The sequence below is a fragment of the Tardiphaga sp. GW821-FHT12E02 genome, assembly GCF_058807155.1.
On record NZ_JBXAQK010000001.1, the window covers coordinates 1,182,844 to 1,206,377 of the forward strand.

15 protein-coding genes are annotated in these 23,534 nt (G+C 63.8%); 7 read left to right on the forward strand and 8 right to left on the reverse strand.

Translation table 11 applies throughout. The annotated features are described in order from the left end of the window. The first annotated feature begins 189 nt into the window (after positions 1 to 189). From AC1RQ5_RS05625 to AC1RQ5_RS05655, 7 genes are all read left to right on the forward strand, one after another. Complete coding sequence (locus AC1RQ5_RS05625; RefSeq protein ID WP_493197536.1) at positions 190 to 6,219, forward strand: autotransporter-associated beta strand repeat-containing protein; 6,030 nt, start codon at positions 190 to 192, stop codon at positions 6,217 to 6,219. A gap of 95 nt (positions 6,220 to 6,314) precedes the next feature. Continuing rightward, on the forward strand, positions 6,315 to 7,214 hold the full coding sequence (locus AC1RQ5_RS05630; RefSeq protein ID WP_493197538.1) for an EamA family transporter: 900 nt from the start codon (positions 6,315 to 6,317) through the stop codon (positions 7,212 to 7,214). A gap of 34 nt (positions 7,215 to 7,248) precedes the next feature. Further along, complete coding sequence (locus AC1RQ5_RS05635) at positions 7,249 to 8,007, forward strand: thermonuclease family protein (protein ID WP_493197540.1); 759 nt, start codon at positions 7,249 to 7,251, stop codon at positions 8,005 to 8,007. Positions 8,008 to 8,184: 177 nt separating this feature from the next. Beyond that, positions 8,185 to 9,135, forward strand: a complete 951-nt coding sequence (locus AC1RQ5_RS05640; RefSeq protein WP_398475167.1) for an AAA family ATPase — start codon at positions 8,185 to 8,187, stop codon at positions 9,133 to 9,135. Positions 9,136 to 9,276: 141 nt separating this feature from the next. Next, positions 9,277 to 10,674, forward strand: a complete 1,398-nt coding sequence (locus tag AC1RQ5_RS05645) for a VWA domain-containing protein (RefSeq protein WP_493197542.1) — start codon at positions 9,277 to 9,279, stop codon at positions 10,672 to 10,674. 134 nt (positions 10,675 to 10,808) lie between these two features. Next, positions 10,809 to 12,005, forward strand: a complete 1,197-nt coding sequence (locus AC1RQ5_RS05650) for an amidohydrolase family protein (protein WP_493197544.1) — start codon at positions 10,809 to 10,811, stop codon at positions 12,003 to 12,005. A gap of 191 nt (positions 12,006 to 12,196) precedes the next feature. Then, positions 12,197 to 13,786, forward strand: coding sequence for a gamma-glutamyltransferase family protein (locus AC1RQ5_RS05655; RefSeq protein WP_493197546.1), 1,590 nt, complete (start codon positions 12,197 to 12,199; stop codon positions 13,784 to 13,786). A 134-nt stretch (positions 13,787 to 13,920) separates the two neighbouring features. Here the strand turns inward: AC1RQ5_RS05655 and AC1RQ5_RS05660 are convergent, their stop codons facing one another. From AC1RQ5_RS05660 to grxC, 8 genes are all read right to left on the reverse strand, one after another. Further along, complete coding sequence (locus tag AC1RQ5_RS05660) at positions 13,921 to 15,498, reverse strand: class I adenylate-forming enzyme family protein (RefSeq protein ID WP_493197548.1); 1,578 nt, start codon at positions 15,496 to 15,498, stop codon at positions 13,921 to 13,923. Between the two features lie 93 nt (positions 15,499 to 15,591). Next, positions 15,592 to 16,515, reverse strand: coding sequence for a CDF family Co(II)/Ni(II) efflux transporter DmeF (dmeF, locus tag AC1RQ5_RS05665; protein ID WP_398475157.1), 924 nt, complete (start codon positions 16,513 to 16,515; stop codon positions 15,592 to 15,594). Between the two features lie 117 nt (positions 16,516 to 16,632). Next, on the reverse strand, positions 16,633 to 18,183 hold the full coding sequence (locus tag AC1RQ5_RS05670) for a SpoVR family protein (RefSeq protein WP_493197551.1): 1,551 nt from the start codon (positions 18,181 to 18,183) through the stop codon (positions 16,633 to 16,635). Further along, entirely contained in the window at positions 18,180 to 19,448 is a 1,269-nt protein-coding gene (locus AC1RQ5_RS05675) for a YeaH/YhbH family protein (protein ID WP_493197553.1), read from the reverse strand. The genes AC1RQ5_RS05670 and AC1RQ5_RS05675 overlap by 4 nt, the downstream gene beginning before the upstream one ends. Before the next feature lie 138 nt (positions 19,449 to 19,586). Further along, on the reverse strand, positions 19,587 to 21,530 hold the full coding sequence (locus tag AC1RQ5_RS05680) for a PrkA family serine protein kinase (RefSeq protein WP_398475150.1): 1,944 nt from the start codon (positions 21,528 to 21,530) through the stop codon (positions 19,587 to 19,589). A gap of 343 nt (positions 21,531 to 21,873) precedes the next feature. After that, positions 21,874 to 22,335, reverse strand: coding sequence for a DUF1178 family protein (locus tag AC1RQ5_RS05685; protein ID WP_493197555.1), 462 nt, complete (start codon positions 22,333 to 22,335; stop codon positions 21,874 to 21,876). Continuing rightward, positions 22,332 to 23,216: a carbon-nitrogen hydrolase family protein gene (locus AC1RQ5_RS05690; RefSeq protein ID WP_398475146.1), complete on the reverse strand. Its 885-nt coding sequence runs from the start codon at positions 23,214 to 23,216 to the stop codon at positions 22,332 to 22,334. Before AC1RQ5_RS05690 ends, AC1RQ5_RS05685 begins: the two co-directional genes overlap by 4 nt. Next, positions 23,213 to 23,488: a glutaredoxin 3 gene (gene grxC / locus AC1RQ5_RS05695; protein ID WP_398475144.1), complete on the reverse strand. Its 276-nt coding sequence runs from the start codon at positions 23,486 to 23,488 to the stop codon at positions 23,213 to 23,215. Before grxC ends, AC1RQ5_RS05690 begins: the two co-directional genes overlap by 4 nt. Positions 23,489 to 23,534 lie beyond the last annotated feature (46 nt).

A 23,534-nucleotide genomic window follows, 5' to 3' on the forward strand; every position in this document is an offset into this window, starting at 1 on the left:
AACGCGCAGGACATTCGTCGAACCCGCGCGTCGTTTCGTCGATCCATCATTGCGAACACCCGTGTGATCGCGTGCCTGTTGGGGCGGGATGCGCATCGTTGCGCGGGCCGGGGCTCCGGGAATGAAGATTGGCGAATCACATGTCGCTTGCGTCGTGGCTGACCGGGCCATGAGTGGGATCGCGCGATCATGACGCGCCGGCTGCGCGCATCTGCATCCGATCTTGCGATCCTGCGCATGTTGGCCGGATCGGCCTTCATGCTTGCGCCGCTGCTGATGCCGCAAGCCCTCCATGCGCAGCAGCAAGTATCCGGCCAGGGCGGCGCCGGTGGCGCGCATGGAATCAGCAAGCCCATCGCAGGCGGCGTGGCGGCCTATGGCACTCTGACGAATGGCGGCGGAGGTGGTGGCGGTGGCGGCGCGGAAGCCGGCAGCAATCAATCCTCTGCCGCGGGCGGCACGGGTGGCAAAGGCGGCAGCGGCGCCCACAAGAAGGGCGGCGGCGATGGCGGCACCAGCGATGCGCCTTTCCAGACTCATCAATGCGGTTCGGCCAAGCGTCACGCGGTCGCTCATCGGGATGGCAATGATGGCTGCAACGGAGCGCATGGCGTTGCCGAATTCGATCCGCCCGGCCACGACGGCGGCAGCGGCGGCGGCGGCGGTGGCGGCGCGACGGGTCTGATCATCACGACGCCGGGGACGGTGAACAATCTGTCCGTGTCAGGTGCGGCCGGTGGCAAGGGCGGCCATGGCGGCACGGGCGGCTGGAGCACGCTGGCGCCGATCTTCCCGCCGATTCCGTTCACGTCGGATGGTGCAGCCGGCGGTGGCGGCGGCGGCGGTGGCGGCGGCGGATATGGCGTGGTGACGAATGCCGCGGGCATCCATGTCTGGACCCAGGGCAGCGTCGTCGGTGGCAATGGCGGCAACGGCGGCAATGGTGGTGACGGCGGCCAGGGATCGCGCGCCTATTCGACGCAGACCTGCGACGAGCATGGGGTGTGCTCCGGCATCAATTATTATCCCGGCGCAGGCGGCAATGGCGGCGGCGGTGGACAGGGCGGCGCCGGTGGCGCGGGTGCGTGGCTGGGCTTCAATGTATCGACCCAGATCGGGTCGGGGATGCGCATCGCCGGTGGCACTGGCGGCAATGGCGGGGCCGGCGGCGCGGGCGGTCAGCCGGGCGATGATTACGGCTATTCGCTGCCGCCCAATGATCCCGGACGTTCCGGTGCGGATGGCCGTGGCGGTGTCGGCGGCGATGGTTTGCAGCTCGGTGGATCGCAACGGATCACCATCGACCATGGCGCCGTGATCCAGGGCGGCAATGGCGGCGTGGGCGCCAATGATGCTGCGGCCGGCGCCGGCGGCGCGGGCATCAATGCCGGGAATCTGTCCGGCGGCGTCACCATCGTCAATGCGGGCAGCATTGCCGGCGGGACGAGCGGCGACGGCGCGGCGACCGCTGCGGCAATCCTGTTCGCCAGCGGCGGCAACCGGCTCGAATTGCAAGCGGGATCGCAGATCAGCGGCAATGTCATCGCCGCCGGCAATCGCGGGCGGCCGGATACACTCGCCCTCGGCGGTTCGACGAACGGGACATTCGACCTGTCGGCCGTGGGTGCGCAGTATCAGGGGTTCGGCATCTTCGAAAAGAACGGGCCGGGTGACTGGACCGTGTCGGGAACGCCGACGGCGTTTACCGGAGACCTGCAGGCCAATGGCGGCGGGCTGGTTTTCAGCGGCGCGACGAAACTCACCACGGCCAATGGCTATGTCGGCTATAGCGACGGCAGCAATGCCTTTGTGACCGTGCTGGGCGGAGGCGCTTCGTGGCTCAACACCAATCTGTTCATCGGCTATCGCGGCAATGGCACGCTGCTGGTCGCAGGCGGCCACGTGACGGCGGCGACGGCCTCGATCGGCAATGACTCAACACGCGTCGCGACCGGCCGCGTGGAGATCGATGGCGCCGGCGCCGTGCTTGATGCGCGGGTCCTGAAAATCGGCGCGCAATCCTTCGGCACGCTCTCGGTGAGCAATGGCGGCGTGGCCAAAGCGGGCACGGTCTATGTCGGCGATCTCGGCATCGGCGGTGCACTCACCATCGGCGCGGATGCGGGCACGGCTGCACGGGCGGCCGGCAGTGTCAGTGGCACCATCGTGCTGGCACATCAGGGCGCACTGAATTTCAACCACACCGGCAGCGACTATCTCTTCAACAATGTGATCAGCGGCAATGGCGCGATCAATGTGCTCGGCGGCACCACGGTGATGTCCGGCCGCAGCGCCGGCTTCACCGGGGACACGACGATCCGCAATGCGAGTTTGCAGGTCACGGGGCTGATCGGTGGCACCACCACGGTGGGCGACAATGGCAGGCTCGGCGGCAACGGAACGGTGCGCCATGTCACCGTCGCGCAGGGCGGCACGCTGGCGCCGAATGGCAGCGGTGAGCTGACGGTGAACGGCAATCTTACGCTGTCGCCCGGCGGCGCCTTTGACTTTCATCTCGGCCATTCATCGATCGGCGCCTCCACCACATCGGCGACGGTGAGGGTCAATGGCGATCTCGCCCTGGCCGGAGCGACGTTGAATGTCGATGCGTCGGGCGAGCCGGCCATCGGTTACTACCGGATGATGACCTATACGGGGGCCGGTCCTGCGCCCGGAGATATGATGGTGCTTGGACGGACGCCGCCGGACTCGGGGCCGTTCGACGTGATCTATGCCGTCGATACCCAGATCGCCCAGGCGGTCGATCTCGTGGTCATTCCGGATGGCGTGAATGTGCTGCAGACCTGGGTCCATGGCGCCGGGCCCTGGACCAGCACGAGCAACAGCTGGTTCAACACGATCGGCGGCATCGTGCCTGCGCCGTGGGGGAGCAAATATGGCGTGTTCCGCGGCATCGGCGACACGGTGAGCATCGAGGGCAGCCAGTCCTTCGCCGGACTGCAGTTTGCCGGCGGCACATACAGCCTCGTGGCGGGGGCCGGCGGCGTGTTGCGGCCGACCGCCTTCGATGGCAGCGACGGGATCGGCGAACTCCGCGTGCTGGCCAATGAGAGCGCCACGATCTCGGCGCCAATCGTGGGAGCGGGTGGCATCAACAAGACGGGCGGTGGCACGCTCGTACTCGCGGGCACCAGCACCTATACCGGCGGCACGACCATCAGCGGCGGCACGCTGCAGATTTCGTCGGACGTAAATCTCGGCAGCAGCGGTGGTCTGACCTTCGACAACGGCATCCTGCATACGACCGGCAATATCAGCTGGACGCGCAATGTGTCGCTGCTCGGGATCGGTGAAATCGACACCGATGCGGGGACGTCGCTGATCTTCACCAATACGGTGTCGGGCGCAGGCAGCCTGATCAAAACCGGTGCCGGTGCGTTGGTGCTGACCCAGGTCAACAGCTGGACCGGCGGCACGGTGCTCGAAGCCGGCACGCTGCAGCTTGGCAATTTCGGTGCGCTCCCCAATGGCAGCGACGTCGTCGTCTATGGCGGCAAGCTCGATCTCAATGGCTATGATACGACGACGCGATCCCTGATCGGCTTCGGCGGCGAGATCGCGCTCAGCAGTGCAAAGCTGACGCTCGATCAGGCCGGCGATACGGTGATCGCAAGCACCATCAGCGGGATCGGTGGCAGTGTCGTGAAAACCGGCAGCGGCACGCTGCTGCTGTCGGGCACGAATACATATACGGGCGGCACGACGGTTGCCGGCGGCACGGTTGCCATCTCTGCGGATGCCAATCTCGGGACCGGGACTCTCACGCTCTCCGGCGGCCGACTGTTCACGCTGGGCGATATCGCATCGTCGCGCGCGATCCAGCTGGCCGGCAGTGGCACGATCGACACGCTGTTCGGCACCACATTCTCGACCACGGGCAATGTTCTCGGACCCGGCACCCTGACCAAGGACGGCGCGGGCACGCTGGTGCTGGCCGGGGCGTCGGTTCCCGGCGGCGGCACGGTGATCAATGCCGGCACGCTGCAGGTCGGCAATGGCGGCGTGACGGGCACGCTGTCGGGCAATGTGGTCAACAATAGTGTGCTGGCGTTCAACCGCGCGGACACCTGGAGCTACACCGATATCATGTCAGGCTCCGGTGCGCTGGTTCACCTGGGCGGCGGCATCACCGTGCTCACCAACACCAACACCTATAGCGGCGGCACGCTGATCGCGAACGGCACATTGCAGCTGAGCAATGGCGGCTCGATTCTCGGCGATGTCGTCAATAACGGAACACTGCAGGTGCAGCGCTCCGACGTCTACACATTCGGCGGCACAATCAGCGGCACCGGCCAGTTCCGCAATGTCGGTCCCGGCACCACGATCCTGACCGGCGATAATCATTATAGCGGAGGCACCATGATCACCCAGGGCGCCCTGCAGATCGGCGATGGCGGGCTGACCGGCTCCATCATCGGCGATGTCATCAATAACGGCGCGCTGATCGCCAGGCGTGACGGCCTGCTCACATTGGCCGGGGCGATCTCGGGCGTCGGTTCATTCACGCAGTCGGGCGTCGGCATCACGCGGCTGGATGGCCTCAACACCTATACGGGCGCGACGGACGTCACCGCCGGCACGCTCAGTGTCAACGGCTCGATCGCATCGTCGTCGCTCGTGAGTGTGGAGCGCGGTGCGACGCTGGGCGGCAACGGCGTCGTCAGCACGACGCAGGTCGCTGATGGCGGCATGCTGTCGCCCGGCAATTCAGTCGGGCTGCTCACCGTGCAGGGCAATCTCACTTTTGCATCGGCTGCGAGCTACATGGTGGAAGTGTCCGGCGCGTCGGCGGATCGCACCAATATCACCGGCGTCGCGACGCTCGGCAATGCGACGGTGCGTGTCAGTTTCGATCCCGCCGCCTTTGTGCGCGAGCGCTATACGATCCTGAATGCGGCAGGCGGTGTGTCCGGCACGTTCCGCGGCGGTGTCTATAGCGACGAGCCGCCGTCCTTCGTCTCGACGCTAAGCTATGACGCCAACAACGTCTATCTCAATGTCGATTTGAAGCTGACAGGACTCAACATCAACCAGAACAACATCGCCGCGTCGCTGAACACGTATTTCGGCACCCATGGCGGCATTCCCTATGCGTTGGGTGCCATGGCGCCGGAAGACCTCACCCAGTCGTCGGGTGAACTCTCGACCGGTGTGCAGCAGAATACGGTGCAGGCGATGACCCAGTTCATGGGCGTGCTGACCGATCCATTCGCTGCCAATCGCGGGCTTGCGACATCCGGCAATGCATCCAGCGCCTTTGCATCTGCAGATCGCCCGGCCGCATCATGGCGTGACGCCTATGGTGCGATCACCAAGGCGGCGCCCGCAGCGCCTGTCTTCGAGTCGCGCTGGAATGTCTGGGCGGCCGGGTTCGGCGGCGGGCAATCGACCGATGGCAACAGCGTGGTCGGCTCGCACAATAGCAGCAGCCGGATCGGCGGCGTCGCCGTCGGTGCCGATAGCTGGCTGTCGCCGCAGACCCTCGCCGGATTCGCGATGGCGGGCGGCGGCACCAGTTTCGGCCTCTCCGACAATCTCGGTACCGGCCATTCCGACCTGTTCCAGATCGGCGGCTTCGTCAGGCATCACGAGGGACCGGCCTATATCTCGGCTGCGCTCGCTTATGGCTGGCAGAATGTCACCACCGAACGACTTGTGACGATCATCGATGCGGACCGGCTGCGCGCCAATTTCACCGCGCATGCTCTTTCGGCGCGCGTGGAGCTCGGCCATCGCAGCATGCTGTCGTGGCTGGGTGGCGTTGGTGTCACGCCTTATGCGGCAGGACAGGCGACCAATATCGATCTGCCCGCTTATGCGGAGACGCTGGTCTCCGGCAGCAATAATTTCACGCTGGCCTATGCCGCGCGCAATGTCACCGCCACCCGCAGCGAGCTTGGCTTGCGCGTGGATCAATCCTTCGCCCTCGACCAGGCGCTGCTGACACTGCGCGGGCGCGCCGCCTGGGCGCATGATTTCAACCGCGACCGCGTCGCGCAGGCGTCGTTCCAGTCGCTGCCTGGCGCGAGCTTTGTCGTAAACGGTGCGGCGATGGCGCCTGATGCCGCGCTGACCAGTGCAAGTGCAGAGGTCATGCTTGGCAGCGGTCTATCTTTCGCCGTGACCTATGAGGGCGAGTTCTCCAGCCTCACCCGCAGCCATGCCGGCAAGGGCGTCGTCCGCTTCGTCTGGTAAGCGGCGGCGCATCGCAGGCATGGGCGCAGGCGGCTTGACCCTGCGGCGCGGCGCAGTCAGGTTCCGCGCCATCGCCCGCGGACCCTTTCGGACTCATGTTCACCATCGCCTCGCTTTGGATACCCTTCACCATCATTGCCTCGCTGGGGCAGGTGGCGCGCAATGCCATGCAGCGCTCGCTGACCGGGCCGCTTGGCACCTGGGGCGCGACCAATATCCGCTTCCTGTTCGGCTTCCCGTTCTCGCTGGTCTTTTTCGCGGTGATCATCACGGCCACCGGCGATAAGGTCGGCTGGCCCACGATGGAATTCTGGCCATGGCTGCTGCTCGGCGCGCTCAGCCAGATCTTTGCCACCGGCCTGATGCTGGCGGCCATGAACGAGCGCTCCTTCGTGGTCACCACGGCCTATCTCAAGACCGAAGCGATCCAGACCGCGATCTTCGGCTTCGTGTTTCTCGGCGATCATCTCACGGTGCTGCGGGTGGTCGCGATCCTGATCGCGACTGCCGGCGTTGTCGTGACGGCGTTGCGTCCCCGCGCCACCCGCGATCTCGGTAATCTGCGCCCGATCATGCTGGGACTCGTTGCCGCTGCGGGCTTCGCTTTGTCGGCCGTCGGTTTTCGCGGCGCCATCATCACGGTGCCAGATGTGAGCTTCGTCACCGCGGCGTCCTATGCGCTGGCCTGGTCGCTGTTCGTGCAGACGGCGATCCTGACCGCCTATCTGCTGCTGCGCGAGCCGGTGATCCTGCGCAATATTCTCGGCCTGTGGCGGCCGTCGATGCTGGCGGGCTTTGCAGGTGCCGCGGCGTCGCAGTTCTGGTTCCTGGCTTTCGCGCTCACCGCGGCCGCCAATGTGCGCACGCTGGCGCTGGTCGAGGTGCTTTTCGCGCAGGCGGTCGCTTATTATTCGTTCAAGCAGACGCCCTCGGCGCGCGAACTTGCCGGCGTGGTCCTGATCGTCATGGGCGTGGCGCTGCTGGTGGCGGCCTGATAGGACTGGTCTTGTTCCTCATGAGACGAGATCGATGCGCATCCTGCCTCTGCTGTTCCTGCTGTTGACCACTCCCGCAATTGCTGCCGAGGCCATCGTCAAGGATGGCGACACCATCCAGATCGGCAATGTGGCCTACAAGCTCGCGGGCGTGGATGCGCCGGAGATGGATCAGCCCTGTGTGGATGAGCACGCCGACAACTGGACCTGCGGCGCCGATGCGCGCGACCGGCTGGCCAAGCTGATCAACAAGCGCGAGGTGCGCTGCGAGGATTTTGGCGAGGACAAGATCTACCAGAACCGCCGCGCCGGCATCTGCACGGTCGCGGGTGAAACGCTCAGCCTCAATCAGGCGATGATCCAGTCGGGTTATGGCATCAGCGTCGAAGCGCCGGCCAAGGCGGGCGCCAAAGCGAGTTTCCAGGCGGATGAAGCCGCAGCCCGCGACAAGCGGCAGGGGCTGTGGCGCGGCTGTTTCGTTACGCCCGCTGATTTCCGCGCCAAGACGGCGGATGCCAAACTGCAAGGCGCCTCCTGTCCGCCGGCCAATGAGAAGGCGCTGCGTGCAGCCCTGTTCCCGGCCGATCTGCCGATGCCGTCCGGCTGCAATATCCGCGCAAAGCAGGTGCGCCGTGCCAAGCTCACGGGCAATGTCGGCGTCTATCTGATCCCGCAATGTCAGAACTATGCCACCCAGCCGAAACCGGATCGCTGGTTCTGCAGCGAGGACGATGCCCGCGCGGCCGGTTACCGCAAGGCGCTCAATTGCCAGGCCTCTAGCAGCCGGAAATGAGCAGGTAGGATGGGTTGAGCGCAGCGATACCCATCACGGCCGGGCGCTTGCGGTGATGGGTATCGCTCCGCTCAACCCATCCTACAAGCTGGACCTCGCCGCCTGAACGACGTAGCAACGGAAGGCTGGATCGCCGCTCGAGGCTTATTCCAGCATGCGAAATCCGGAGTGAAGCGCTTGGCCGTGACCACCAGTTCGTCCGCATCGATCGAAGCCGTTGAACGCGATCTCGCCTCGGCCGGCTATATCGCCAGCCGGCAGATCTCCACCGCGGTCTATCTCGCCGAGAAGATCGAGAAGCCGATCCTGGTGGAAGGGCCGGCCGGCGTCGGCAAGACCGAATTGGCAAAAGCCATCGCTGCCTCGCGCGGCCTCGAGATGATCCGCATGCAATGCTATGAGGGCCTCGACGAGGCCAAGGCGCTGTATGAGTGGAAATACGCCAAGCAGCTGCTCTACACGCAGATATTGAAGGACAAGCTCGGCGAAGTGCTGGGCGATGCCGATACGCTCGCCAAGGCGCTCGACCAGCTGCATGCGTTCGGCGATGTGTTCTTCTCGAAAGAGTTCGTCGAGCCGCGACCGCTGTTGCGCGCGCTGGAGCAGCCGAAGGGCTGCGTGCTGCTGATCGACGAGATCGACAAGTCCGATGCCGAATTCGAATCGCTGCTGCTGGAAATCCTGTCCGACTTCCAGGTCACGATTCCCGAGCTCGGCACCATTGCCGCCATCGTGCCGCCGACGGTGATCCTCACCTCCAATGGCGAGCGCGATCTCGGCGATGCCTTGAAACGCCGCTGCCTGCATCTGCATATCGGCTTCCCCGAGCCGAAGCTGGAAGAGCGAATCGTCGAAACCCGTGTGCCCGACGCGTCTGCGACGCTGCGCAAGCAGCTGGTCGGTTTCGTCAGCCAGCTGCGCACGCTGGACCTGAAGAAGCTGCCATCGGTGAGCGAGACCATCGACTGGGCCAAGGTGCTGGTGCTGCTCGGCGCCTCCGAACTCGGTTCCGAGATGGTGAAGGACACGCTTAATGTCCTGCTGAAATATGAGGGCGATATCGAAGCGGCGCTGCCGAATGTCTCCACCTTTGTCGCCCAGTCGGGGCGACAGGGCGTGTTCGGGTAAGATGATGCGATCATCTCCGTCATTGCGAGCCCTGGCGAATTGGCCAAGCCAATTCGCTGGGCGAAGCAATCCACAAAGCCAGGAGCTGGATTGCTTCGTCGCTACGCTCCTCGCAATGACGGCTGAGAGGGATCGGGTCTGATGCGCGAAGTGCTGCATCGCTTCTTTCGGGCGGCGCGGGGCGCCGGGGTGAGGATCTCGCCTGCCGAAAGCATCGATGCGATGCGGGCTGCTGCCGAAGTCGGGCCCGCCGATCGTGCGATCCTGCGCGATGTGCTGCTGCTGACCATGGCGAAATCCGGGGAGGAGAAGGCGGCGCTCGCGGCCTGCTTCGACGCATTCTTCACGCATCCCGATTTCGAGGCGCCTGACGCGGCGAATGACGACGATGGCGATGCCGGCGATGGCAGTGGCGACGAGGGCGACGGCGCTGCGGACAGCCCGGCAGCGCCTGCGTCAGGCGAGCCGCTCGCGCAGACCACCGTCGAGCTCGGCGCACTCGCGCAGATGCTGCTGGCGCAGGACCGCGCGGCGATCACGGCCGCTTTGTCGGATGCGGCCAACGCCTCCGGCCTCAGCAATATCCGTGTCTTCACCCAGCGCGGCCTGTTTGCGAGCCGCGTGCTGGAGCAGATCGGCATCACCCGATTGCGCGACGATATCGACGCGCTCAATGCCAGCAACCCCGCCGACGCCGAACGGCTGACGGCAGGCCTCGGCAGTTTGCGCGAGACCGTCAGCGAGATGGTGGCGCAGGCGCTGCTGCTGTACGGCCGCGAGGAGACCGAAGCGCTGCGCAACGAGATCCTGCGCAGTGCGCCGATGGCCCGGCTGGAGCAGCGCCAGATCGCGCAGATGCGCGTGCTGATCCGGCAGATCGCGCGCCGCCTGCGCGAGCGTTTCAGCAAACCACGCAAACGCCAGCGTCGCGGCCATCTCGATGTCCGCCGCACCATCCGCCGCAATGCCGCCTGGGGCGGCGTGCCGTTTCTGACCGCCTGGAAGCGCCGTCATCGCGACAAGCCGAAGATCGTGGCCATCTGCGACGTCTCCGGCTCGGTGGCGCAGGTGTCGGACTTCTTCCTGCTGCTGATCCACAGCCTGCATGAGGTGGTGTCGGATGTGCGCTCCTTTGCGTTCTCCGGCAACCTGATCGAAGTCAGCGCCGTGCTGGAGAACAACAAGCCGGAAGAGGCGATGAAGCAGATCATGTCCTCCGTGGGCTATGGCTCATCGGACTATGGCCGTTCCTTCGCCGATTTCGAAAAGGATTTTATGAGCGCGGTGACGCCGCAGACCACGGTGATCGTGCTTGGCGACGCCCGCAGCAACAATCTCGATCCGCGCGCCGATATCCTGAAACGGATCGGCGAGCGCTCGAAGCGGCTGGTCTGGCTCAATCCCGAAGGGCGCGTGAGCTGGGGCTTTGGCGATTCCGAGATGCCGCGCTATGCGACCTTCTGCAATGTGGTGCGCCAATGTGCGACGGCGCAGCAGCTGGAGCGCGCGGTGGCGGATATCGTGGCGACCTATCAGTAACTCAATTGTCGTCGCCCGGCTTGACCGGGCGATCCAGTACACACCGACGATAGTGATCATCGCGGGTGCCTGTGTCTACTGGACCACCCGCTTTCGCGGGTGGTGACAGTCCAAGTTTCCGGAGAGAGCTTCACATGACCGCCATCGACACACTCTTCACATCCGCAAAATTCGCTGACGGCACATTGCACGACATCGCCGTCACCGCCGGCCGCATCAGTGCGATTACGCCGAGCGGCAGCGCTTCAGCAGCAGCCGAGACCATCGATCTCGCCGGCACCCTTGTCATCCCGTCCTTTGTCGAGGGCCACATCCATCTCGACACAAGTTTTTATGGCGATGTCTGGCGCCCGCATGTGCCGTATTCCAACGGTTTCAACGTGCAGGAACGCGTCGCCATCCAGGCCGACAACATGGCGAAGGCTGCACCAATGGCAGAGCGGGCAAAAAGCCAGCTCGAGCTCTGCCTCGGCCACGGCAGCACGCGGATGCGCAGCCATGTGATGGTGGATGGATCGGTGGGGCTCAAGTCCCTCGAAACCATCCTCGCCGTGCGCGAGGCACATCGCGATGTCATCGACATCCAGCTCGTTGCCTTCCCGCAGAGCGGCATCCTGCGCAGCCCCGGCACGCCCGATCTGCTCGATGCTGCCTTCGATCTCGGCGCGGATGTCATTGGCGGTCTCGATCCTGGCGGTTTTGATCGCGATGTCGAAAAGCACCTCGATGTCGTGTTCGGTATCGCCGGGCGCCGCGGCGTCGATGTGGATATCCATCTGCATGATCCCTCCATGCTCGGCATTTTCGAGATCGAACAGCTCTGCGCGCGGACGCAGGCGCTGGGCATGCAGGGGCATGTGGCCATCAGCCACGCCTATTCGCTCGGCGATGTCGCGGCGGATGTGGTGCAGCGGACGGCGGCATTGCTGGCGGAGAGCGGCGTCGCCATCATGACCAATGCGCCGGGTGCGCGGCCGTTTCCGCCGGTGAAGCTTCTGCGCGCGGCCGGCGTTACGGTGTTCGGCGGCTGCGACAATATTCGTGACTCCTGGTGGCCTTACGGCGATGGCGACATGCTCGGCCGCGCGATGATGATCGGCTATCGCTCGGGCTTCAACACCGACGAGGACCTGACGCTGGCCTTCGATATCGTGACGGCCGGCGGCGCCAAAGCGCTGCGGCTGGATGATCACGGCCTGCGCGTCGGTGCCAGGGCCGATTTCGTCGCCATCGACGCGCCACATGTGCCGCAGGCGGTGGTCGATTTGCCGAAGCGCCGCGCCGTCTACAAGAACGGCCGGCTGGTGGCGCGGGACGGGGTGATTCTCTGATGTCGTCACCCGGCTTGACCGGGTGACCCAGTAAGCTCTCACGTGAGTGATACGCACAGGCAGCGGTGTCTACTGGGCCACCCGCTTTCGCGGGTGGCGACATGCGAGTGAGAAGGCTTGAATCATCGGCCAGACGCGCTAGGACTGCGGCCGAGAATTTGCTGGCATGCCAGAGACGTTGGAGACCCAAAATGCTTGAAACACCGCGCGCGCGCCGGGGCATGGTGACCTCGCCGCATCATCTGGCGTCGCAGGCCGGCCTCGATGTGCTTAAGGACGGCGGCACCGCCGTGGAAGCCGCGATTGCCACGGCGGCGGCGCTGGCGGTGGTCTATCCGCATATGACCGGTATCGGCGGTGATGGCTTCTGGCTGATCGCCGAGCCCGGCAAGGCGCCGGTGACGGTGGATGCCTGTGGCCGCGCCGGTGCGGCCGTGGATCTCGCTTATTATGCAAAGCACGGTGTTGCGACGATCCCGTTCCGCGGGCCGCTGGCCGCCAACACCGTGGCTGGCACGGTCTCCGGCTGGCAGAAGGCGCTGGATGTCTCAAAACACTGGCAGACGCCGCTGTCGCGTGAGCGCCTGCTGGAAAGCGCGATCTATTATGCGGAAAGTGGCATCGTCGTCACGCGCAGCCAGGCCGAGCTGACCGCCGAGAAATCCGCGGAGCTGAAAGGCCAGCCGAATTTTGCGGCCACCTTCATGCCGAATGGCCTGGCGCCTGCCGAAGGTGATGTGCTGAAACTGCCGGCGCTCGGCGCCACGCTGAAGCGGCTCGCCGCCGATGGGTTCGAGAGCTTCTACAAGGGCAAGTTGGCGGACAGCATTGCCGCCGATCTGGCCAAGGTTGAGTCGCCAGTGACGGCTGCCGATCTGCAGAACCATGAGGCCAGCGAACGCCCGCCGCTGACCACCACCGTGCGCGGCGCGCAGCTGTTCAACATGGCGCCGCCGACCCAAGGTCTGTCTTCGCTGATGATTCTTGCGATGTTCGATCGTCTCGGCGTGACGCAAGCCGAGGGTTTCGATCACATCCACGGCCTCGTGGAGGCCACCAAGCAGGCCTTCATCGTGCGTGACGAGCATGTCGGCGACCCCGATCACATGACCGTCGATCCCGCGACCTTCCTCGATGATGCCAAGCTCGATGAGTTGGCGCGCCACATCGATCGCAAACGCGCCCTGCCATGGCCGCATATCCGCAAGCCTGGCGACACGATCTGGCTCGGTGTCATCGACGGGCAAGGGCGTTCGGTGTCGTTTATCCAGTCGGTCTATTTCGAATTCGGCTCCGGCGTGGTGCTGCCGGAAACCGGCATCTGCTGGCAGAATCGCGGCGCCTCGTTCCGTCTTGCCGAGAGCGGCTGGAATGCACTGAAGCCCGGCCGCAAGCCGTTCCACACGCTCAATCCGGCGATGGCGATTTTCGATGATGGTCGCCGCATGGTGTACGGCAATATGGGCGGCGAGGGGCAGCCGCAGACCCAGTCGGCGGTGTTCTCGCGCTATGGCATGTTCGGCATGCCGCTGCAGCAGGCGGTGACGGCGCCGCGCTGGCTGCTCGGCAAGACCTGGGGTGATGAGAGCGTCACGCTGAAGGTGGAGGATCGCTTCGATCCCGCGCTGATCCAGCAGCTCCGCGATGCCGGCCACGTGGTCGAGGTGCTCGGCAGCTATACCGGCACCATGGGCCATGCCGGCGCCATCGTGCTGCACGAGAACGGCGTGCTCGAAGGCGCGACGGATCCAAGGTCGGATGGCGCGGTGGCGGCGTGGTAAGGTCTGTCGTTGCCCGGCTTGACCGGGCGACCCAGTAGACACGGACCTATCAGATCATCACAGGCGCCTGCGTTTACTTGATCACCCGCTTTCGCGGGTGATGACAAGTGAGCGCGAGGTGCGCTTCGTCCGTCTTAAATGACCATCATCTTCCGCAGCTCCGTCTTGAGGATCTTGCCATTGGCATTCCTCGGCAGCGGCTCCGTCAGAAACGTGATGCTGTCCGGCACCTTGTAGTCGGACAGCCGCTCCGCGCAGTAGCTCCTGATCGCTGCCTCGTCGCCGCCATCGGGACTATAGGCGAACGCATGGACGCGCTCGCCCAGCACCGGATCGGGCTTGCCCACCACCGCGCTCTCGACGATCGCGGGATGATGCGACATCACATTCTCGACTTCGGTGCAGTAGATCTTGAAGCCGGCACGGTTGATCATGTCCTTCTTGCGATCGACCACGCTGACATAGCCCTCCGCATCCATGCGGCCGATATCGCCGGAACGCCAATAGCCTGCGACGAAGCCTGATCGCGTCGCATCGGGATTGTCCCAATAGCCGGGCACGACCATCGCGCCGGCAATCAGCAATTCGCCGTCCTGTCCGCGTGGCACTTCGCGGCCGTCATCATCGGCGATGATGATATGCGCGCCGGTTACGGGGCGGCCGACAGTGTTGATCTTGCCGGCGGGCGAGCCTGGCGGAAACATCGTCGCGGGGGATGTGGTTTCGGTCGATCCATAGGCATTGCAGAGATTGAGTTTTGGCAGCGCCTGAGCGAGACGCTCGATGGTCGCTTCCGGCATCGGCGCGCCGCCGAATCCGGCGATGCGCCAGGCCGACAGGTCGTGGCGCTCGAAATCCGGCTGCAGCAGGCACAGATTATACATCGCCGGCACCATCAGCGTGTAGGTCATGCGCTCGCGCGCCGCGATGGCAAGAAACTCCGGTGCCTTGAAGGCGGGCAGGATCACCAGCGTCCCGGCGACATTGATGGTCGCCAGGATCAGCGCCACGAGGCCGGTGACATGCGAGGCCGGCACCGCCAGCATCGTGACGTCGCCATCGCGCAGGCTGTAGCCATGCTGGAAGTTCAGCACCGAATGGATGATGCTCGCATGGGTCAGCATCGCGCCTTTCGGGTGTCCCGTCGTGCCGGAGGTGTAGAGCAGATAGGCGGTGTCGGCCTGATCAAGCGCGGGAAAGGCCGCGGGAGACGCGTCATTCGTCAGTTCGGTGAATGACGCAGCACGACCGGTTCCGACGACCCATTGCTTGCGCAGATCGGCGCGCGGTGCGGGCAGGTTCACCTCGCAATCACCGTCATAGACCAGCGCCGATGCGCCGCATTGCTGCAGCACATAGTCGATCTCCGGCGCGCGTTGCCGCGTATTGAGCGGGACGACGATCATGCCGGCGCGGGTAGCACCGAGCGCGCAGAAGACGAATTCCAGGCAGTTGCCGAGCAGCATCGCGATGCGCTCGCCTTTTTGGAAACCGGTGGCGATCAAGTTGCGTGCGATGTTGTCAGCGGTGCGATCCAGCTCGGCATAGCTGATACGGCGTGTGCCGAGCACCAGTGCCATGCCGTCCGGCTTGCGCGCGACGGCGGCGCGCAGCATCGCATCGAGATTTGGCGGACGATCGGCGAAGCAACCGACGACGCGGTCGCCATACAGCACCTCATGGCGGATCACGGGTGCGATGTGTTCTGGCATATCCATTCCCTGACATTCTTCTTCCGCCATTATGCTGGCGGTGGAGAGGTCAGGTTAATCAGGCATCAGCCCGTTGCCAACAGCCGGAAGCGCCTAGCGGGCTTCCACCGTCACATGCTGCAATTCATGCACGGCGGCGAGGCGCTGGCGCACCGTTTCGGCGCTTGCAGCGCCGGCAAAGGCGACGATTGCGGCATGCGCGCCGGGGCCGACGCGCCAGACATGCAGGTCGAAAATGCGGGCATCGCCGGGGCGCTCCACCTCGTCGCGGATCTCCTGCTCGAGATGCGGGTCGGAGGTGTCGAGCAGCACGCTGGCGGTGTCGCGCAGCAGATTCCACGACCAGACGGCGATCACGATGCCGCCGACAATGCCCATGACCGGATCGAGCCAGACCCAGCCGAGCATGCTGCCCGCGAGCAGGGCGGCGATGGCCAGCACCGAGGTCAGCGCATCCGCCAGCACATGCATGAAGGCCGAGCGCATATTGTTGTCGTGGTGATGCGCGCCATGGTGATGGTCGTGACCATGTCCGTGGTCATGATGCCCGTGATGGTGGCCACCGCTGAGCAGGATCGCGCTGGCGATGTTCACGATCAGGCCGATGACCGCGATGACCGTCGCTTCACCGAAAGCAACGGTGGATGGATTGAACAGCCGCTGTATGGATTCCCAGGCGATGCCGATGGCGATGATTGCCAGAACGAGCGCCGAGGCAAAGCCGGCGAGGTCACCGACCTTGCCGGTGCCGAAGGTGAAGCGGCGATTATGCGCATTGCGCCGGGCAAAGGCATAGGCGCCGGCGGCCACGGCGAGGGCCACGGCATGGGTCGCCATATGGAAGCCGTCGGCCAGCAGCGCCATGGAGTTGAAGATGGTGCCGGCAACAATCTCGCCGACCATCATCAAAGCCGTGAGCCCCACGACCCACAGCGTGCGGCGCGCATTGGCATCGTGATCGTCGCCCAGGAACACGTGGTCATGGGCGAGGGCGTCGATGTCGCGGGGCATGGTCATGACGGGTCCAGTCGAACAGAATTATAAAATAACCCCCTACCCTATATTGGGGTCAACCGAAAGCCCCCACCCGGACAGAGCCGGGCGGGGAAGTTTACGGGAGAGGCGGAATGGCGATCAGGCCGCAGCGGCCATCACGCGGGGATGGACGATGTGCTCCTTGAGCACCGAACCCGTGGCATCGACCTCGGTGAGCGACACGTCATAGCTCCAGAGATCGGCGAGATGCTGCAACACGCGCTTCGCATCGGCTTCGTTCAGCAGGGCGCCGTTGAGCACCGAATGTTTCAGCATCAGCCGCCGGTCGCCGGCGAGATCGACATCCATCACCTCGATATTGGCGTCGATCAGGCCGACATCATATTGCCGCGACAGCGCGCGGCGCACGCTGCGATAGCCGCGCTCGTTATGGATCGCCTCGACCAGGATGCCGGACGTGTCGGCAGGATCGTCGTGCAGATGGAACATGCGCATCTGGCGCATCAGGCGTGGCGACAGAAACTGGCTGATAAAACTCTCGTCACGGTAATTGGCCCAGACGTCGCGCAGCACGCCCATGACGTCGCCCTTGCCGGCAATGTCCGGAAACCACTCGCGATCCTCGTCCTCGGGCGAGGTCACGATGCGCTCAATATCCTGCATCATGGCGAAGCCGAGGGCGTAGGGGTTGAAGCCCGAAAAATACTTGCTGTCGAAATCGGGCTGGAACACCACATTGGTGTGCGAGCCGAGGAATTCGAGGAAATTGCCGTCGGTGATCTGGCCACGTTCGTGCAGCGCGGTCATGATGCGATAGTGCACGTAGGTCGCGGTGCCCTCGTTCATCACCTTGGTCTGGCCCTGCGGATAGAAATACTGCGCGATGTTGCGGACGATGCGCAGCAATTCACGCTGCCAGGTCTGCAGGCGCGGGGCAGCCTTTTCGAGGAAATAGAGCAGGTTCTCCTGCGGCAGGCCGAGCAGCGCGCGGCGGCGTTCGGCGCTGAGCTCCGTGCGGTTCTTCGAGGGGCCGGTGGGCACCGTGCGCCAGAGATCGTTGAAGGTGGCCTGTTCGTGTTCACGGCGCTCTCGCGCGCGCTTCTCCTCGGCGCGCAGGTCGAGCGACCGCTTGCCGGGATAGCGATCGACGCCATGGGACATCAGGGCGTGCGCCGCATCCAACGTCTGCTCGACGGCGATGCGGCCATGCTTCTCCTCGCATTGCGCCACATAGGATTTGGCGAAATCGAGATAATCCAGGATGCCGTCGGCATCGGTCCACTGCTTGAACAGGTAGTTGTTCTTGAAGAAGTGATTATGGCCGAAGGCCGCATGCGCAATCACCAGCGTCTGCATGGTCGCCGTGTTCTCCTCCATCAGATAGGAGATGCAGGGCGACGAATTGATCACGATCTCGTAGGCCAGCCCCATCAGGCCCTTGCGATAGGACGCTTCCTGATGCGCGAACTGTTTGCCGAACGACCAGTGCTTGTAATAGAGCGGCATGCCGACGGAGGAATAGGCGTCCAGCATCTGCTCGGCTGTGATCACCTCGATCTGGTTCGGATAGACACTGAGGCCGAGATCCTTGAGTGCGATGTCTTCGCAGGCATCATGGATGCGCTGGATTGTCGTGAAGTCCCAGTCGGCGCCCTCGAATAGTCGTTCACTCGCTTTTGAGGAAGTCATGGTGCCACCTCCTTGCCGGTGCGGCGCTGGAACAGATCGTGGAAGACCGGGAAAATCTCGCTGCGGTCGTTCACCTTGCGCATGGAGAGCGGCTCGCCCTCGTTGCGCAGGCGCTGATACAGGGTCCAGAGCGAGGATTCCGACATTTCGAACGGATGGCCGCCGCTCTCGCCGACTTCGAGATAGGCGAAGAATTGCGACGCCGGCAGGATCGCGTCCCGCAGCAGCGCGCCGGTGCGGTCGCTGTCCGCATAGGAGTTGTCACCGTCCGAGGCCTGTGCGGCATAGATGTTCCAGTCGGCCGGACGGAAGCGCGATTGCACGATCTCGTGCATGGTCTCCAGCGCGCTCGACACCAGCGTGCCGCCGGAGGCCGGGCCGTGGAAGAATGTCTGTTCGTCCACTTCCTCGGCACGGTCGGTGTGGCGGATGAAGACGATTTCCACCTTCTTGTAGCGCCGGGTGAGGAAGACATAGAGCAGCATGTAGAATCGCTTGGCGAGATCCTTCATGTGTTCGGACATCGAGCCCGACACGTCCATCAGGCAGAACATGACCGCCTGCGCCACCGGCTTCGGCACCGTCTCGAAGCGGCGATAGCGGATGTCGATGGGATCGATGAACGGGATGCGCTTGATCTTGGATTGAAGCCGCTCGATCTCCGCCAGCAAAACGGAACGGCGCTCGTCGCTGCAGTGTTCGAGTTCGGCCTCCAGCTCGGCGATCGCCTCCGGCCGCGGCCGCTGCAGCGCCACGCGCCGTGCCATGGCGCGGCGCACCGTGCGGCTGACGGAGATGTTCGCCGGCGAGCCCGATGTGGTGTAGCCGGCGCGGCGCAGGCCTTCGTTCTCGACTTCGGCCAGCTTGCGCTTGGAGAGATCGGGCAGTTCGAGATCGTCGAGAAAGATATCGACGAATTCATCGCGGCTGAGCACGAAGCGGAAGGCATCCTCGCCGTCGCCTTCGCCGGCCCCGTTGCCGCCGCCGCCCTTCGATTGCGGCCGCTGCAGGATATCGCCTTCGACGAATTTCTTGTTGCCGGGGAGGACCCGGTCGCGCACGCCGCCTTCGGTGTGGAAACGTGGCTCATTCATGCCGTCGAGCGGGATGGAGACTTCGCCACCTTCCAGGACATCCTTGATGTCGCGGTCCTGGGAGGCTTTCTTCACCGCACCCTGCACCAAATTCTTGGCTCGCCGCAAAAACCGTTGCCGGTTTTCCAGGCTCTTGCCTTGTGGGTTCAGGCGCCGATCGACGATATGCATGGCCGCGTGGGTCCTTGTGTATCCTTCAGTCGATTTCCGTCATTGCGAGCGCAGCGAAGCAATCCAGTCTTCCTTCACTTCTGGCCTTCTGGATTGCTTCGTCGCTACGCTCCTCGCAATGACGGAGTTACGTTGTCACTAGCCCGCCTGTTTCACCCGCATGTACCATTCGACGAGACGGCGCACCTGGCGTTCGGTGTAGCCGCGATCGACCATGCGGGCGACGAAGTCGTCATGCTTCTTCTCGGTCTCGCCATCCTTCTTCGATCCGAACGAGATCACCGGCAAGAGATCCTCGACCTGCGAGAAGATGCGCTTCTCGATGACTTCGCGGATCTTCTCGTAAGAGGTCCAGGTCGGGTTCTTGCCGCCGTTATGCGCCCGCGAGCGCAGCGAGAACTTGACGACCTCGTTGCGGAAGTCCTTCGGGTTCGCGATCCCCGCAGGCTTCTCGATCTTGCTCAGTTCCTGATTGAGCAGGTCGCGATCCATCATCTGGCCGGTGTCGGGATCCTTGAAGTCCTGATCCTCGATCCAGGCATCGGCATAATCGACATAACGGTCGAACAGGTTCTGGCCGTAATCGGCGTAGGATTCGAGATAGGCCTTCTGGATCTCGTGGCCGATGAATTCGGCATAACGCGGCACCAGCTCGGCCTTGATGAATTCGAGATAGCGCTTCTCGACTTCGTCGGGCAGCTGTTCGCGCCGGATCGCCTGTTCCAGCGTGTACATCAGATGCACGGGATCGGCACCGACCTCCAGCGTGTCATGGTTGAAGGTCGCGGCCAGGATCTTGAACGCGAAGCGCGTCGAGATGCCGTCCATGCCTTCGTCAACACCGGCGGCGTCCTTGTATTCCTGGACGCTGCGCGCTTTCGGATCGCTTTCCTTCAGGCTTTCGCCGTCATAGACGCGCATCTTCGCAAAGGTGGTCGAGTTCTCGTGCTTGCGCAGGCGCGACATCACCGAGAAGCGAGCGAGCGTTTCCAAGGTTGCCGGCGCGCAAGGCGCGGTGGCGAGTTCGGAGCTCGAGATCAGCTTCTCGTAGATCTTCTGTTCTTCCGCGACGCGCAGGCAATACGGCACCTTGATCACGCAGATGCGGTCGATGAAGGCTTCGTTGTTCTTGTTGGTCTTGAAACTCTGCCACTCGGATTCATTCGAGTGGGCGAGGATCACGCCCGTGAACGGGATCGCGCCGATATTTTCGGTGCCGATATAGTTGCCTTCCTGCGTCGCCGTGAGCAGCGGATGCAGCATCTTGATCGGCGCCTTGAACATTTCGACGAATTCGAGCACGCCCTGATTGGCGCGGTTGAGGCCGCCGGAATAGGAATAGGCGTCGGGATCGTTCTGGGCATAGGTCTCGAGCTTGCGGATATCCACCTTGCCAACCAGCGAGGAGATGTCCTGGTTGTTCTCGTCACCCGGTTCAGTCTTGGCGATGCCGATCTGACGCAACCGCGACGGCTGGATGCGCGCGACACGGAATTGCGAGATGTCGCCGCCGTAAGCCTCCAGGCGCTTGTAGCACCACGGGCTCATCAGGCCGGTGAGACGCCGGCGCGGAATGCCGTATTTCTCTTCGATCATCGGGCCGAGCTGATCGGGATCGAACAGCGCGAGCGGGCTTTCGAAGACGGGCGAGAGTTCATCGCCGGCCTTCAGCACATAGATGGGATGCACTTCCATCAGCTGCTTCAGGCGTTCGGCGAGCGACGACTTGCCGCCGCCGACCGGGCCGAGCAGATAGAGGATCTGCTTGCGCTCTTCGAGGCCCTGCGCCGCATGGCGGAAGAAGGCGACGATACGCTCGATCGTGTCTTCCATGCCATGGAAGCCGGCAAAGGCCGGATATGACCTAATGGTACGGTTCAAAAAAATACGGCCAAGGCGGGAGTCCTTGGCCGTGTCGATCATCTCAGGCTCACCGATCGCAGCAAGTAATCGCTCGGCTGCGTTCGCGTATTTCATGGGGTCGCCGCGGCAGGACTCCAGATATTCGGACATCGACATGTCCGTCTGGCTCCGGGCCTCGAAGGTTCGAGCGAACGCATTGAACAGAGAATCGTTATACATTGATCCCTCTCTCCTTTGGTCGTCGGCCGTCCTGTTGTTCGCGATCCTATTTCGTGGTAACGGGACGCGTCTCGTGATCGCGACTCAACATCAGCACTATCAGTCTCAAGGACACATCCTGGTCCGAGATCGTGCAATGCAATCGGCGTGCAAAGCGCGACTCATCTTCAGGCACATGCTTATAAGTTAGGCGAGATTCGCTGGCTCTCAAGGCCCGCGCAAGCATTTGTGCGCGCTGTGACTCGAACGACACAAAACGGTCGCAAGTCGAAAATGCTTCTGATGACGTGCGAAGGCGCGCGATATTCGCCGCGTAATGAAGCGTTAATGTAGATGAACGCGGTTAGTTCCGGTCGCCGGGCAGCACCGGAATCGGCGCAACCTCGATGCCCTCATCGATCAGAGAGCGCGCTTCTTCCAGCGAGGCCTCGCCATAGATCGGCCGATGCTCCTTGTCACCATAATGCATGGCGCGCGCTTCGGTCGGAAAGCTTTCGCCGACATTGTCGGCATTGCTGGTGATGTGGTCGCGCAATTCCTTGAGCTTGGCGCGCAGTTCGACTTCCTGCGGCGCCATCATCAAAGGCGCATTATCGGCTGGCGCCGCCGGTGCCACGACCTCCTGCTGCCGCTGGTTACGCTTGCGGCCGATCTGCGGGGCCATGATGGCCTTCTCGACCTTCGCCGAGCCACATTGCGGGCAGGTCACCAGCTTGCGCTTCACCTGGGAATCGTAAGCGCCGGAGCTCTGGAACCAGCTTTCAAAAGCGTGGCCCTTGTCGCAGCGCAGATTGTAACGGATCATGTCGCGTCACGCACCAGATGCAGATGGGCGGGGCCGGCCTTGGCATCATGGATGCCGAAGCGGCGGCCATGCTGCAGCGACGGCACGGTGTTGCGTGCCTCGGCGACCTTTGCGGGATCGATCTCGGCGATGATGAAGCCGGGATCGGTGCCCTTGGCTTCGGCGATCACCACGCCCCAGGGATCGACGATCAGCGAATGGCCATAGGTCGAGCGCTTGTTCTCATGCGTGCCACCCTGGGCGGCTGCGAAGACGTAAGCGCCGTTCTCGATGGCGCGGGCGCGCAGCAGCGTGTGCCAATGCGCTTCGCCTGTCTTCTGCGTGAAGGCCGAAGGCACGGTGAGAAATATCGCGCCGGATTCCGCTAGCGCACGATAAAGCGCAGGGAAACGAACGTCGTAGCAGATGGTAATGCCGATGCGGCCCCAGGGCAGATCGGAGATCACGGCCGTTTCGCCCGGCTGGTAGTTGGCGGATTCACGATAGGTCTCGCCGTTCGGCAAATCGATGTCGAACATGTGAATCTTGTCGTAGGTGGCGAGGATGCTGCCATCGGGCGCGATGAAGAACGCGCGGTTGGCGGCGCGCTCGGGCGTCGCCTGCACGGCCATGGAGCCGATATGCAGATAGATGCCGAGTTCGGCAGCCAGTGCGCGATACGCCTTCAGCGACTCGTCATCGTCTTGCGTGCGCAGATGCTCGAACAGGCCGGCGCGGCCGGTCTGCATCATGTTGGTGACTTCGGGCGTCTGCACGTAATTCGCGCCGGCAAGGGCGGCTTCGCGGATCAGGTGGCGGCCCTGTTCGAGGCTTTCGCGCGGCACGAGGCCGGTGCGCATTTGCACCATGGCGGCGACGAATGTCTGCTTTTGCTCGCTCATGCGCTTGCTCCTTCGCCTGCGATCATGCCGTCCAGCTTGCCTTCGCGGTCGAGGGCATAGAGGTCGTCACAGCCGCCCACATGCGTGCCGCCGATGAAGATCTGCGGGAAGGTCGCGCCGGGGCGGGTGCGGTCGAACATCTCCTGCCGCAGGTTCGGATCGGTCGCGGTGTCGAAATGGGTGAACTCGACCTTCTTGCGCTGGAGCAGCGAGATGGCGGCGCTGCAATAGCCACAGCCGGGGCGGGTATAGATCTCGATGGCAGCGGCCATGCCAGGCACTCCAGGGCTTCACAGAAAGACGGCGTCACAGAATTGT

Bases quoted from the DNA above. Each gene is read 5' to 3' on its own strand.
- AC1RQ5_RS05680 (WP_398475150.1), bottom strand. From the start codon at position 21,530: ATGTATAACGATTCTCTGTTCAATGCGTTCGCTCGAACCTTCGAGGCC.
- AC1RQ5_RS05635 (WP_493197540.1), top strand. From the start codon at position 7,249: ATGCGCATCCTGCCTCTGCTGTTCCTGCTGTTGACCACTCCCGCAATT.
- AC1RQ5_RS05690 (WP_398475146.1), bottom strand. From the start codon at position 23,216: ATGAGCGAGCAAAAGCAGACATTCGTCGCCGCCATGGTGCAAATGCGC.
- AC1RQ5_RS05685 (WP_493197555.1), bottom strand. From the start codon at position 22,335: ATGATCCGTTACAATCTGCGCTGCGACAAGGGCCACGCTTTTGAAAGC.
- AC1RQ5_RS05645 (WP_493197542.1), top strand. From the start codon at position 9,277: ATGCGCGAAGTGCTGCATCGCTTCTTTCGGGCGGCGCGGGGCGCCGGG.
- AC1RQ5_RS05650 (WP_493197544.1), top strand. From the start codon at position 10,809: ATGACCGCCATCGACACACTCTTCACATCCGCAAAATTCGCTGACGGC.
- AC1RQ5_RS05660 (WP_493197548.1), bottom strand. From the start codon at position 15,498: ATGCCAGAACACATCGCACCCGTGATCCGCCATGAGGTGCTGTATGGC.
- AC1RQ5_RS05670 (WP_493197551.1), bottom strand. From the start codon at position 18,183: ATGACTTCCTCAAAAGCGAGTGAACGACTATTCGAGGGCGCCGACTGG.
- AC1RQ5_RS05655 (WP_493197546.1), top strand. From the start codon at position 12,197: ATGCTTGAAACACCGCGCGCGCGCCGGGGCATGGTGACCTCGCCGCAT.
- dmeF (WP_398475157.1), bottom strand. From the start codon at position 16,515: ATGACCATGCCCCGCGACATCGACGCCCTCGCCCATGACCACGTGTTC.
- grxC (WP_398475144.1), bottom strand. From the start codon at position 23,488: ATGGCCGCTGCCATCGAGATCTATACCCGCCCCGGCTGTGGCTATTGC.
- AC1RQ5_RS05630 (WP_493197538.1), top strand. From the start codon at position 6,315: ATGTTCACCATCGCCTCGCTTTGGATACCCTTCACCATCATTGCCTCG.
- AC1RQ5_RS05625 (WP_493197536.1), top strand. From the start codon at position 190: ATGACGCGCCGGCTGCGCGCATCTGCATCCGATCTTGCGATCCTGCGC.
- AC1RQ5_RS05675 (WP_493197553.1), bottom strand. From the start codon at position 19,448: ATGCATATCGTCGATCGGCGCCTGAACCCACAAGGCAAGAGCCTGGAA.